8 protein-coding genes are annotated in these 14,660 nt (G+C 41.6%); all 8 read left to right on the top strand.

From position 1 onward, the window contains the following. The first annotated feature begins 240 nt into the window (after window positions 1-240). The 8 genes from A5875_RS16025 (at window position 241) to A5875_RS16060 (ending at window position 14,648) form a co-directional block, all read left to right on the top strand. Entirely contained in the window at window positions 241-2,148 is a 1,908-nt protein-coding gene (locus A5875_RS16025) for a SpaH/EbpB family LPXTG-anchored major pilin (RefSeq protein WP_088934516.1), read from the top strand. Window positions 2,149-2,175: 27 nt separating this feature from the next. Then, window positions 2,176-6,984, top strand: coding sequence for a SpaA isopeptide-forming pilin-related protein (locus A5875_RS16030; protein WP_088934517.1), 4,809 nt, complete (start codon window positions 2,176-2,178; stop codon window positions 6,982-6,984). A 1-nt stretch (window position 6,985) separates the two neighbouring features. Next, window positions 6,986-7,699 (top strand): pilin N-terminal domain-containing protein, encoded by a 714-nt coding sequence (locus tag A5875_RS16035; protein WP_088933407.1) that lies wholly within the window; start codon window positions 6,986-6,988, stop codon window positions 7,697-7,699. Between the two features lie 110 nt (window positions 7,700-7,809). Continuing rightward, window positions 7,810-9,564: a sortase family protein gene (locus tag A5875_RS16040; RefSeq protein WP_088934518.1), complete on the top strand. Its 1,755-nt coding sequence runs from the start codon at window positions 7,810-7,812 to the stop codon at window positions 9,562-9,564. Between the two features lie 15 nt (window positions 9,565-9,579). Then, on the top strand, window positions 9,580-11,736 hold the full coding sequence (locus tag A5875_RS16045; RefSeq protein WP_088934519.1) for a glucosaminidase domain-containing protein: 2,157 nt from the start codon (window positions 9,580-9,582) through the stop codon (window positions 11,734-11,736). 17 nt (window positions 11,737-11,753) lie between these two features. Next, complete coding sequence (lepB, locus tag A5875_RS16050) at window positions 11,754-12,332, top strand: signal peptidase I (protein ID WP_088934520.1); 579 nt, start codon at window positions 11,754-11,756, stop codon at window positions 12,330-12,332. 31 nt (window positions 12,333-12,363) lie between these two features. Continuing rightward, window positions 12,364-13,137, top strand: a complete 774-nt coding sequence (locus A5875_RS16055) for a hypothetical protein (RefSeq protein WP_088934521.1) — start codon at window positions 12,364-12,366, stop codon at window positions 13,135-13,137. Continuing rightward, on the top strand, window positions 13,137-14,648 hold the full coding sequence (locus tag A5875_RS16060) for a hypothetical protein (RefSeq protein ID WP_088934522.1): 1,512 nt from the start codon (window positions 13,137-13,139) through the stop codon (window positions 14,646-14,648). The genes A5875_RS16055 and A5875_RS16060 overlap by 1 nt, the downstream gene beginning before the upstream one ends. The last annotated feature ends 12 nt before the right edge of the window (window positions 14,649-14,660 follow it).

The raw sequence follows: 14,660 nt of genomic DNA on the forward strand, positions 1-14,660 counted from the left end.
TGTCAACTAGAGATTTTAATGAAAATGATGAAATTATAACAGCTTTTGAAAGGAGGTATGTTTATCGAGAGACAGACATACTAGTTTTTCATTAGTTTCCAATACAGAAGTGGGCGTAAAAAAGCGTCATTTGTGTATTGGAAAAAAGTAAGTATTTGAGAAAACGGCGGCAACCTTTTCTAAGTACTTATTTTAACTAATTTAGGAGTAAAAAACAAAAAAGAGTAAAGGAGTTTATTTATGAAAACGAAAAGAAAATGGATAAGTAGAGTAGCAGTTAGTTTGGGATTATTAACAATGATTGGGGGAGCAGCTTTAAGCGCAGGAAGTTCTGTAGTTAATGCAGCACAAACAATCAGTGATAATCCGACATCAGATGATAAAACACCTCGGACGATCACTTTATGGAAATATGAAATCAAGAGTGCTGCTGAGTTAGGTGAGCGTGGGGATGGCCTTGAACTTGCTGGGAATGCACCGGAGTTAGATGGAAAAACACTAATGCCAGATGTTCATTTTGAAATTGTGCGTGTTAAAGCCAATGATGGTAAACCATTAACCGATCCTTTGAAACAAAAAGAAGGGTCTACAGAGGACTATACGATTGACACAACTTTCCCGAAAACAACTGGTTATACTGATTCAGGCGGGAAGTTAACGTTTGATGCTAGTACAATACTTGGGATCACAGGAGCAACTGGTCATAAAGCTGCAGATGGTATCTACTTGATCAAAGAAATCCCGAATCCAAACACTGGCAAATATGATTATACTGTTGCGGCAGAAGGACCAGGGACTTATAAAGATCCAGTAGATAACAAAATCAAGAAAGAAATCTCCACACCAATGAGTCCATTCTTTGCGTATTTACCACAAACAAAACGTGTAGAAGATCCTCAAAATCCCGGGAAATATATTTCAAGTGGTGAATTGATTTATGATGTTCATGTTTATCCAAAGAATATCGTAACTGATAGTGAGTTGGACAAAACAGTTGAAGGTGGCAAAGGGTATTCAATTAAAGCAGGAGAAGATTTTCAATGGGAAGCGACAACAAAACTTCCAGACGGACTATATTTTAAAGCAGATAAAGATATGACCATTGTAGATGTGTATGATCCTGATACAGATTCTTATTCAGATGTTGATATTTCTGCAGGGGATGAAGTATACGCAGATTATTTCTTCGTACATGATGAACTTGCAAAAGAATTACACTTGGATGGAGTTAAGGTGCAATTCTATAATCCTGATACTAAAGTTTGGGATACTATGACACTTAATAATGAGTATGAAGTATATAAAAATGGAAGTGCAACAAAAGAAACTGCTGATCCGATTACAGATGGGGTCACTGGTAAGACAGATATTCGTGTGGAATTAACACAAGCAGGGATGAAGAAAATCGAAGAACTTACTCCAGAACGCTATTCTCAAATTCGCGTAATTTATGAAACACACACAGAAAAAGATTTCAATGGAATTATTGAGAATGAATACGATACAGGTTACTTGATTCCTGGTCAAAAACCTAAAACAGATGATAGTAAAGATAATCCAGAATACTATGATGGCGGATTTAATATCAAAAAGGTTACAGAAGATGGCACTACTGTTTTAGAAGGTGCTGAATTCCATATCGCATTGACAAAAGCAGATGCAGAAGCTGAAATTTTCTTAGCGGATGATGGTGTTGCTTATCCAAAAGGAACTACAGGGGTAACTTTCCTAACTGCTAAATCTGATGCATCAGGACTTGCAAAATTTGATGGTTTGAAACTGGATTGGTTTACGGACACTGATAGCGATGGTAAACAAGATCCCAAAAATCCAGCTGAAGCAACATGGGATAAAATATATGATAAAAATACAGACACAGGGATTCATAAAAAATACTGGGTAGTCGAAACAAAATCTCCAGCAGGCTATGAATTGTTAAAGACACCTCAAGAAGTAACCGTTACTTTGGATACTCATAAAGATGTGAGTGGAGTCGTCGTACCAGAACTTACAGTTGAGAACAAATCAAAAACTAATCTACCATTCACTGGTGGCACTGGCACAATGTTGTTAATCATCATCGCAATCGGAGCGATCACGATCGGTACTGCCGCAATCGCAATTGATAAAAAACGTCGCGCCGTTTAATAAGAGGGCAGAAAGGAAGGGCAGACAATGCGCAAGCAAATTAAAATAAAGCAATTAGTCGCCATTCTTCTTCCTATCGTTTTCATACTAGGTATTGTGTATTCAATATCTAGTATGATTTCATTACGGGCGGATGATTCTTCCACTCAACTGATTGTTCAAAAAGGCGATGAAGATATCACTGGAAAAGATATCGACATTTCAAATACCTTAGTAGATTTAAAGATGACAGCGAAGGTCAATCAGCTTTATCGCTTACCTAAAAATGAAAAACTGAGTGTTTTTTCGACTGATTTTGATTCAGAGAATATTTCAACGAGAACTATTTCTTCTTCCGATTTTGATGTGAAAGAAGAACTTGCTACCTTGAATAGTTCGAATGCTTCTGACGAAGATAAGAAAAAGTTAGCCAGTGAGTTTATTCAGGTGAGTGATTCTGCAACAGGAGAAGTAACAACTTATTTAAAGCTATTAAAGGGTGATAGCCAAAAAATATCATTTGCCAGAGAAAATACAAGTGATGAATTTTTGATTGAGTTTGAAAATATTGAAGATAAGAGTAAACAAAAATTATTTAGTTTTATTTCTCCAAAGATTGACACCGAACCTGACGAATCAGAAGTACAGAAAGAAGCAGAAGAAAACAAAGAATTTACAGAGAATAAAATAGAAGCGGCTGAAACTAAGCCATTGACTGGCAATGAATCAATTGAAGAACTTGAAAAAAGAAACTACTCAGAAAAAGAATCGTTTAAACCGATTGAACTTCCTTTAGATGAAAGTAAGCCAACTAAAAAAACTAAAGCTACTAGAGCCGCTGCTTCCATTAATGTCACTGGTGCAAAGTTAACTGTTCGATCTGGGACAGCGGGATTTGATGCAAGTGATGCTCCTGGATACGATAAGGACGATTTGAATGATTGGGTACGAACATTTGATTCTAATATATACTTGCTAACCTTTTCACTTGAAGGTAGTGATCCAGGTATCACATATTCAAATATCAAGTATCGAGTAGATATGGATTTGCCAAATGCTTATGGATTCGATACCTCTGGCAAGAATCGTAACAATTTCACAATAGTAACGGATGAATCTAATGGTCTGAAAACGGAAAGTGATGGAACTAAAACGGAGAATGGATATGTGGAATCTACAATTAATTCTAATGGACAAATTCTTCTACCTATATTCGTAAATGTTCTTGGTGCTCAACACAACACCAAAATTATTCCTGAATTAAAAATTACAATTGTTAGTGCAGTCAATGATAAAACAGGTATCGAGGAAAAGTTGAATAAAGTTTATGATAAAGAAAAGTTACCTGTTTTATCTGTCCCAGAAAAGAAAGTTTCTGCAAAGGCATCTTTAACAACTTCGTTACACAAAGGTGATCAAGAAAGTTTTGGTAATACGGTTTTTGGTGGAACATGGCCTCCCAATAGTAGAGAAAATTGGCAGGTCGGTGGTGTCGGTGTTGGCATCATGTTGAAGCCGATTTCAGGAAGAAATAACTATGATTTTCGAGGAGCAACCTTCCCAGTAGGAAAAATTAGTTTCACGATTAATACTCCAAGAAACTATTACAAACTATCACCGTCATCAGATGCGCCGGAGTACCCTGTTGCGTCAGGTACTAATGGTTCGGATCCGACAAAGGCCTATCCGATAAATATTATTGCTGGAACAACCGGTTCATTAAGTACGAATGCATCTGATTGGCATTGGAATAAGTATTCTAGCTCATTAGGAACCTTGAATATTAATGAAAAAAATTTAGCTCGTAGTATTCCATTTGGAAAGACTGGAGCGAATTATCATGAAGTACCAACTGTTTCTGATAAATCTAAAATAGGGGTATATGATACAGGTGATGTATATGTAGCTGATTATACAGAAGTTGAGATTGATAATTATGAACCGATTTGGAATCCCTATACCTATAATATGGATGGGACTCCTGTTGATAAGAATAAAAAATATTTTGCTTCTGTTTCGTTACTTGTAGATTGGAGTAATCTGTATTTTTCAAAAATGACTGAATCAGTGAAATATTATTATAGTGATTTAGAAATATCAAATCTAACTTATGAATCAGAAAGCCATGCTGGAGAAGGAAAAACTACGTTTAGTGTCTCCAGCAGTGAGAGTGGAATATCACAATTCTTACTTTGGGTTAATCCTAATGATGGCTTAAGTCAGGGAAAAGATATTGAGACCAATACAGAAAGATGGATTACTTCCGGAGGTGGAAAAATAGCTAAAGGGTATCAATTTGATTTGGCTGCCCGGTATAGGGATGGTTACTTTAAAGGATACAAATCGAAGAAACTGGTTGCGTATGCTAGATGGAATGCTAACTCTGCGAAGTATGATGCTAGTCGAGAAACTTTTATTACTCAAAATTCGGGATATTTTGAATATCAATACGGAATAAAGAAAACCACTAATCCCGCTCCGGATCGTAGCTCACTTACAGAATCAGCAATAGATGCTCAATATACTTGGCACGCAGATATCGACACTGCTTTGAAAGCTGGCGAAATATCGGCGCTTAAGATTACTTCTGAACGAACGAATCCGACGATTATGTTTGAATACTCTATTTCTTTACCAGTTGTTGCAACAGGTCCGATAAATAGTGATTCAGATAGTACTGGAAACCGTAATATTGCCATGTATAACACATTTGGACATTTTGTCAAAACAGATGGAACTGTAGAAACTCATTCATATCCTGGAAGTGGAGATGTTTATGAACCGACAGTCTTTGATAATAAGGGAAATGTAGTTACCACCCATCGTGGTAAATTAAATGGTGTGACTCATACGAATAATACTTCCAATATAGGAAGTTATGGTGATTCATTCTGGATAAAAGGAGTCGGGATAACCACTACTACTAAACCAGAAAAGGATATCTATAAAACTGATGAAAAAGTTAGATGGAAAGTGACTGGTAACGTCAGTGGCGGAAACGGTGATCACACAGTTACGTTGAAAACAACGATTCCCAAAGGACTCTCTTATGTCAGTGGCTCAAAAGAAATCACTGACGGAACATTGAAATCAGAGAATGTTGTGACGAATGGCGATGGAAGTACCACTATTACTTGGGTAATCGAAAATGTGAATGCAAGTAAACATGTGCCAGAAGTAACATTTGAAACAAAAGCAGATGTTACTAAACTAACATTCACTGATTCATCGATTTCGGAAGTTACTGCTTATACCGTTGGGGAAATTTTCGTGACAGGAAGTCCGAATGAGAATGATGATTCTCCTAATTTTGCTCGAGAATCGTCCGGAAAAGTACAGCTTTATCAAATGCAGAAAATTTCCTTAGAAAAGTCAGTAAGCCCTGAGAATATAGAGGTTGGCTATATTGACGATGCTAACAGTTCTGCATCTACGGATATTAAATACAAAATTAAATTAACGAATAATAGTTCGGATAAGCTAGTGAATGTAAGAGTATTAGATGTATTGCCTTATAACGGTGATTCACTTGGTACAGATTTTACTGGCAATTATTCGGTGACTGGAATGCGATTCATACAAGGAAATGGAAAAGTAACCTATACAAACTCTCGTCCACCTGACGCAGAGAATCGGGATCCAAATTCTATAACCGGTTGGGGAGCATACGTTCCGGGAACATCAAATGTTTCAACTATCAAAAATGCACAGGCATTCTTGATAGCTTTAGATGAAATGGCGGTGGAGGAAGAACTTGAATTTGAAATTAACATTTCTCCAACAGGGCAAAAAGCAGGGGATATTTATCGCAATAGAGCTAGTTTCAATAGTTCAATTGATCTACCAGTTAAGAGCAATACAGTAGAGACAAAAGTTTTTAGTCGTGATCTAACTGGGTATGTTTGGTATGACGATGATTATGATGGGTTGATCGGAAATAAATCCGATGGATCGCCTGAAGATCCAGTAGGGAATATCCCTGTGAAGCTGTATCGAACAAGCTATGAAAACGGAAGTTACACGAAGCAACTAGTGGAAAAAAGTTTGACCGGGCAGGACTTTGTTGATGGAAATAATGATTCATTAATCAAGACAGGCTCAGATGGAAAGTACAAATTTGAGAATCTTCCTGAAGGGGAGTATATCGCTGAGTTCATGGTAGAAGATATCGTCGTGACGAAGAAGATCGTGATCATCACCAAGAAAAAGGTTGGCAGTGATGATACGCTGAATTCGAAAGCCGATCCAAATACCTTCAAGACGGATGGTTACGATCAGCCGAAATTGAACGATCTACCTTTAGCGCCACTACTTGGAACAGATAAGATCCATCATATTACTGACGTCAACGCCGGTCTGACCCGTCTATCCAAGATTCGTCTCTTCAAGTATGAAGAAGGAACGGTCATTGATGTTGATAAAGATGGGAAATTAAGTGATGAAGAAATTGAAGCTAGTACAACGAATGCCTTAGAAGGTGCCGAGTTCCAATTATACAAAGGCAAAAGCGATGATCCAAACACCATCAAGGATGAAAATAAAGTTGGAACGGTTAAAGTTACAGACGAGCATGGATGGTTAGAATTTGAAAGCTTACCACCAGGTTTCTACACGATCGTCGAAACCAAAGCGCCGGCTGGCTTTGAATTACTGAAAAAACCGATTGAAGTGGAAGTCCCAACGTATAACTATATCGCGATCGTCCATGTACCGGATAGCGCGCAAACCAAATTACCATTCACCGGAAGCACCAAGGCCATGCGGATCATCTTGATCGCTGCCGCGATATTGATGGTTGTCGGGATGACAGGCGTCTTCCTGCATTTTCGACCGATTAACGTAAAGGGAGGAAAATAACATGAAAAAACTACGTCGTTTGTTGTTCGCTTTGTTTGTTTTCTCTCTGATCGTTGGTGGGGTGGTTCCTGCTCATGCCGAAGCAGAAGCCGCAGAAAATGCCGGGTACAGTATCTTCGTGCAAAAATACAAGATCGAAGATATTGCCAAGATTGCCGACACGATGCCCTTAGATGGAACGAAGGCCGATCAAGTCAAGGACGCGGATGGCAAGAACCTCGATCCACTACCGGGGATCTCCTATGAAATCACGCGTGTGACACCGATCCAAGGCGCGTCAGGCTTTGAACCCGTTCAAGGGGATGGCGCATTTACGACGACCGTTACCACCGATGAAAAAGGTCTGGCCCATGCCGGGAATTTGGTTCAAGGGATGTATCAGATCGTGGAGAAAGAACACACGAAGCTGAAGGATGTCATGGAGCCGGTCATTGTGGAGCTGCCGTTTCCTCAACAGACCGGTGAACCCTTGAATGAGGTCTATATCTATCCGAAATCCAGTGTCTTAGGCGATGTACCTAAATTGCCTGTGACCAAAGGACCGGATGGCAAGCCTATCCCTGTGGAAGTTGATGAAAAAGGCGAAATCAAGAAATTGCCGCAAACTAGCGGAAATATCGGAACAGCCCAAGTGCTGATGTGGATTTTAGCCATGATCATTGCCATGGGTGGTGTCGGAATGATTAGTATCCATCGCAAGAAGGATGTTTTTTAAGAAAGTAATCAATGCATCATTACGGAAGAAAGAATCTCAGATGCGCCTGTTTTCGTGTCTTTGATTCTTTCTTTCCACTTGTGATGCTCAATTGGAAAGAAGGACCCGTCATGAAGAAACGTAAACAACCGAAAAGAAAGCATTCCTTTTTGAAGATTTTCGCGATCATCATGATCGTTGGCGGCGTCTTGACACTGCTGTATCCAATTGTGGGAAACTACTTAGCCAATCGTGAACGAAGCCAAGCGGTGTCTCAATACGACGACACCATGAAAAAGATGTCGCAAAAGGAAAAAGATGAACAATGGGCGTTAGCCAAAGCCTACAACGAATACATTTATAACCTGCAAGAAGGCTTACCCAAAGGGGAGCCTGTCGTTTACAACAAGATCATGAAACAAGGGGATGTCATGGGAACCGTCGATATTCCCGCGATTGATATCAAACAAATGCCTTTTTTTCACGGCACGTCATTCAAAACATTGGAAAAAGGCTTGGGGCATTTTGAGCCGACCTCGATTCCCATCGGTGGGAAGAATACCCATGCGGTCATTACAGGACATAGCGGGGTCAAGAACCAAGTGCTCTTTACCGATATTCGGAACTTAAAAGAAGGCGATTTGTTTTTTATCAATATTTTAGGCAAACGCTTGGCTTATGAGATTGATTCCTTTGAAGAAATCCTGCCAAGTGATGTCGATAAGGTCAAGATTCATAAAGGCAAGGACAAGGCGACACTTTTGACCTGTACGCCTCCGGGGATCAATACTTTTCGACTCTTAGTCACCGGGCATCGGGTCGATTACAAAACAGCGGTTAAGAAGAAAGTCAAGAAACGAAATACGTGGAGTTATCAAAACATTGTCTTAGCGACACTGGGCTTGAACGTAGCGATCTTTGCCTTACTGATGGGCTTGTATCGCCGATTCATCAAGCGATTCCGCTCAGACGACCCGCTCGTGGCAGCCAAAGCACGCAAGAATTTGAAATGCTTGTTCCTAGTCACGAAAACACTCTTTATCATCCTGTTCGTGACGATGACGGCTGTTCTAATTACGGCGATCTATGGGTATCTGCATATGGAAGAAGAACCGGCTTCTGCGGCCGTCAATATCGGACAAAAGGAAGAATTGAATGCCTACAACATCGACAAGATCGAAGAAGCGAACTACGAGGAGAAACAGATCGCCAGTGTTAAAATCTCCGACTATGCCAAGGCCAAGTCGGTGGTTCAAACCACCACCAATAACTGGGGGATCGGCAAAATCGTGATTCCAGATGTCTCGATCGATCTGCCGATCCTCGCCGGCATGGCGAATGAAAACCTGTTGACCGGAGCGGCGACGTATCGCTCCGATCAACAATTGGGTCGAGGGAATTATGTTGTTCTGGCCCACAACATCTTCGATAAGGATGTGTTATTGCATCGTATCCAAGACTTAAAAAAAGGACAACTGATCTACACGACGGATTTTAAGAAAGTCTATGTCTATGAGGTTTCTTTGAACAAGATCATTGAAGAGACCGAGGTGTCGTATGTCGAAAAGGAGCCGAAAAATGGGATTGCCAAGCTGACTTTATTACGCTGTGAAGGAGACATCGGAACAATCTATCGGCGTCTTGTTCAAGGAAATCTTAAGAGTGTGCATTCGTTGCATGACGCAGAGGACGATCTGTTCAAACAAATGAAACTCAAACGAGAGGAAGGGGAAATCGATGGCACTTTATTGAAGGACGACCCCGTATCCGAACCCGAACGGGTGAGTATGACGTTGGCTGCGAAGATCATTTCTGATCCGATGCAGACGGTGGTGCCGTTGTTTTTATTGTTTTTATTGCCGATATTATTCTTTAGTTTTATTTAGGAGAGGATTCTATTCATGAAAAAAATAGTTGTGGGTATCTGTGGGGTTCTCGTTTTTATCGGAGGCCTCGTCAGTATACGCAGTGGAGTATTAAAAGCAGGAGAATTGCCCCAAGAGTCTTCTTTAATAGTAGAAACAGGAACGGGAGAAAGTACCGTTTCGGTTCCTGAGAGCAGTGAATCGCCTGTGGAAGAAGGCGTTGTGCAAGATGCTGTTGAAGAAGTTCCCGTAGAAGTACAGCCAGAAGTTCCTGTGGTAGAAACACTGGAACCTACTGAAACGACCGAACCCGAAGCGCCGATATCCTCGGAGCCAGTACCTTCTGAAAGCAGTACGGTGGAATCTTCAACGAGTACGAGTTCAACAACAAGTACCTCAAGTTCGACGACTTCAAGTACGACAAAACCAAGCGGGACAACGCCGAGTAGCACGAAGCCAAGTGCGACAATACCAAGCAGCACCAAACCGAGTGCGACAACACCAAGCAGTTCCGTGCCGGCACAGTCGTCTACGAGTCAAAATCAACCAGTGACGTCAGCTCCAACACAACCGGCAACACCGATCGTACCAAGTACACCCGTAGCGGCAGCACCGGTAACACCACCAACAACGAGTGTTCAGTCAAGTTCTTTTGTTGCACCGAGTGCACCTGAAGCATTCTCGGAAACCAGCACCTTGAACTTACCGAGCGAATTGAAAACGACCGAAGTCGCACAATCGGACTTGAAAGGGTTCGAGTTGCCCTTACTAAGTAGCTTTGAGAATAAAGCTCATGCGGCATTGATCTATGAAGGAATCAAACAACTTGGAACTGAACAAGAAGATACTTACGATGCAACACAATTAGCGACCGAGCTTTACCAGCAATTATTCGAATTGGACCTCACTGAAACACCAGAAAAACTGCCGGAGGAACTCACAGTAGGCAGTCTGTTGTATCAAAAGAAAAAAGAGAAAAATGTCTTGTTAGGGATCTACATTGGGGACGATTATTATTTGACTGTCGATGATGTGAAGATTGAGAGAGAAACAGATAACTCTTCGGATACAGAAGAGACAAAGGAAACCTCTGTATCCGAAGAAGAGCCTGAAAAAGAAACACAACGGCAAATCGTTGTCGAATCCATTGATTTGGAAGACGACTTGTTGGTTCAAGAATTACCAAAAGCAACCTTGACGGAGTATGGCGAACAAACATTGGCAGAGTATCCCGCAGCCATGAACTTTACCGAAAATGACAGTGCCAAGAATTTTATCGAAACAGTCGGGGAAGATGCACGGACACTCGGACAAGAATACGATGTCTTTGCATCAGTGATGATCGCACAAGCCTTATTGGAAAGTGGATCGGGTACAAGTACCTTGTCATTGGCACCGAATTATAATTTATTCGGAATCAAGGGAACCTACCAAGGTCAATCGATTTCTATGGCAACCCAAGAAGACCGTGGAAATGGCGAATTGTATTCTATTAACTCCGCTTTCCGGAAATATCCAAACTATGCGGCATCTTTAGGCGATTACGTGGAATTACTTCGTGGCGGGATTTCAGGAAATGACAGCTATTATAAGCAAACGTGGCGTTCCGAAGCTAAGAACTATTTGCGCACAACCAATGCGTTGACCGGGACCTATGCGACAGATACAACCTACGGACAAAAACTAAATTCGATTATCGCCTTGTATCATTTAACGCAGTATGACCAAGTCAAAACAACTGAAGGAAATTCTGGGGTCTTCATCAAAGGCAAAGAAGACATTCCAACAGAATATAAAAGACGAATGACCTATCCCGATTACAACGGCGTGAACTACAATACTTCTGGTTCATATCCCGTTGGACAATGTACCTGGTATGCTTTCAATCGCGTGAAGCAATTAGGAAAATCGGTTGATGATTACATGGGTAACGGGGGCGAATGGGCAACGAAAGGTAAGGCGCTCGGTTATGAAGTCAGTCAGAAGCCAAAAGCCGGCTGGTTGATTTCCTTTAAACCGGGAGTTGCCGGATCAGATGCACGTTATGGTCATGTGGCTTTCGTAGAAGTTGTCCGACCAGAAGGGATTTTGATTTCAGAAGGGAATGTTTATGGCGGCACCGTGATTTCGTATCGGGTGATCGCTAACGACCTAGCCACCTCAGACCAAGTTTCCTATATTAAAGCAAAGTAAAAGGGGCATTGTAACTTATGGCAAGTGTTCGCTCACGTCAAACTAAAAAAGAAGAAAGTCCACCGCACCGTTCAATTGCGAAAAGCCTCGTGCTCACGATCTTGACCCTCCTATTATTGGTGGTGCTGTTCATATCCGGACAATTGGTGCGAAGAGAGTATAGCTTTCATCCAATCTCAGGCACGTCTATGAGTCCGACATTGACAGAAAAAGACATGGTCTTGGTGAAGAAACGCGCTCCGATTCATCGCTATGATGTGATCGCCTTTTCGGTCAAAGGAGAAGAGGGGAAATTCGTCAAGCGTGTGATCGGCATGCCGGGCGATACGATGTTTATCCGCAATGATCGAATGGTTTTGAATATTGGCGAGCACGGGGATTTTGAAACAACCTATACGTTTCAACTCTCCCCAGCTGTGGCCGAAGAATTTAAGGATTTAACGAAGATTCCTAAAGGGTTGTACTTCACGACCGGTGATCACATTGATGTGTCGAAGGACAGTCGGACCTTTGGGTTTGTCTACAAGAAAGAAATCGAGGGAAGGGTTCAACTCCATCTCCCTTCCTTGATCAGAAAGCAGGCGGAGAGCGAATGAAAAAGAACTTCCTGCTAGAGGAGAAATCAAGATGGTGATATTAGGAATCGTCGGCGCAGGGCTGGTCGTCTTAGCCATTATTTTTGTATTGATACGGCTCGTGTTCGATTTGCGGTTTTCAGCCATTCAAAAAGAACCGGATCAATCGCCCTTGTTTCGCAGAAAAGTCAATTATCTAAGAAAGATCGAGCAAGCTAAGCATATTCGCTACTTACTGTTGACCTGCCTGGCTATCGGGATCGCCCTGGTGCTCTTTGTGGGAGCTTTCCTGATGCTGGCAGAGGACCATCAGAAATTAAACGGACAGAATACTCAGCTAGAAGACCGACTAGATCAGCTAGAAGAAGAACAGAAACAATTGATTGCCAGTATTCCTTTGAAGAATTATCCGGAAGAGGGCATCGGGCTTGATACCTACGACTGGGATAAATTAGCTGGTGAAATGAAGGATTCTAAGCTGCAAAAGCAGATGGAAGCAGCGATTACGCAAGAGACGAGGCAGTATTTTGGTTCCTCTGATACGACAGTGTCCTTAGCCGTTCCCCAAACGCTCTCCCTTCAACTCAAAGGGCAAACGGATGACGACGCAAGTAAGGAAACCGTCAAAAAGAATCTTGATGCGTTTGCGAAAGAAGCAGAGGCGATTGGCGAAGTGCGGAGCATTCACGTTCGGATGATCACCGCGGTCGGTAAAGAGAAACAAGTCATCTATAACGTAAATTATTCACGAGAAAACGATACGGATGGGTTTAATAAGAAGAATGTTTCCGAGCAGAATCTAAAGAATGATGGTGGGAAGGGCTAATGGCAGAGAATAAGAAGAAACGAAAATGGCTTTCAACCCAAGCGTTGAAGGAATTCATCAATGATATTACCGAAGAAGAGTTGAAAGCAGAAGAGCTGTATAACGAAACGACACGCATTCCTGGTCCCTTGGAAATGGGAGAGGAGATCGAGGACTCCGAAACGGAACTAGAAACGCTGATTCAAGAACAGGAAACCTACACTAAACAGGAACAAGATCCTGCCACGGATAGCCAAGAAACAAAACATCCGGCAGTAGAAGCAGAAGCTGAGGGGCAGGAGCTTGACCAAGTTCAAGAAGAACTGGCGCTGCTAAAGGCAGAAGCGGCAACCAGTATTCGGCAATTAGCGGATGAAAAGGAAGCGTTAGAAGAAAAGCTTGCCTTTGAGCGTACCCGATTAGCAGATGAGCTAAACGATCGTGAGGAAGAATGGCAAACGAAAATTTCTGAATTAGAAGAAGAGAAGACCGCGATTGAATCAAAGGTCGCACAGCTTCAGGACCAACTAGAAGAAAAACAAAAAGAGTTAACAACAACCATTGAACGTATCAAAAAAGAAGAAGCAGAAAAGGACGCTACCTCACTAGATTTGAAGGAGTTAACGCGGCAGCTGAAGGAATACCAACAAAAGTATCAGGAGTCGCAGGCAGAAAAGAGTGACAACGAAAAAAAGCTGAATCAGATTAGTACAGAACTCACAGAGTATAAAGAAGTCAATGATCAGCTAAAAGCACAGTACCGTGAATTGGAACAAGATTACCAGCAGTTACATATGCTCAATCAAAAAAATGAGGCCAAAATGATGGAACTTCAAGCTGAAAATGATGTACTGGACGAACTGCTTGAAGAAAAAGAAGAAGAACTGGCCGCTGAACTGGCATCGCTTAAAGAAGCAAACGCGAAATACAAACAGACGATCCAGCAGTTAAAGGAGCAGGTCGCTCAAAAGCTTAAAAACGCATTGGAGGAATCACAGATGGATGTAGGTGAACAAGGACCACTGGCAGAAGAACAAATCCAAGAAGAAACAACGGACAATATGGAGGAGCTGGTCGCTGAAAAAGAACGATTGGCGAGCCGATTAGCGGATGCGCAGGTCGAATTGAGTAAGTTGAAGGAACAAAAAGATGCAGAAGAAAGCCTCGAACTGATCCAAGCCAAGAAACAAGTCGAGGAACTGATCGAGAAAAATGAACAACTGAAAAAAGAAGTCGTGCAATCCCAACAAGAAATCGGCGAAGTGCTGATCTCCGCGAAAAAACAAGCGAATCGCACGATCGATGAAGCCCAAACCGAAGCGAAGCACCTGATCAGCTCTGCGGAATTGGAATTAGAAAATATCAGTAACCGGGCGCGAAAGATTCTGATCGAAGTGTCAGAATCACGGAAGAATGTGCTGTCGATCTATGATGATTTGGAATTCAAGGTCGAAGCACTGTCGAACGGCACACTGTTAAAGGAAATAAAGAAAAATAGTCAGGGACAGAAGTTATCCAATTATTTTGAGTAGCTGCGAAACGAA

Origin of the sequence: Enterococcus sp. 3H8_DIV0648, from assembly GCF_002140655.1 — a bacterium.
GTDB lineage: Bacteria > Bacillota > Bacilli > Lactobacillales > Enterococcaceae > Enterococcus_A > Enterococcus_A hulanensis.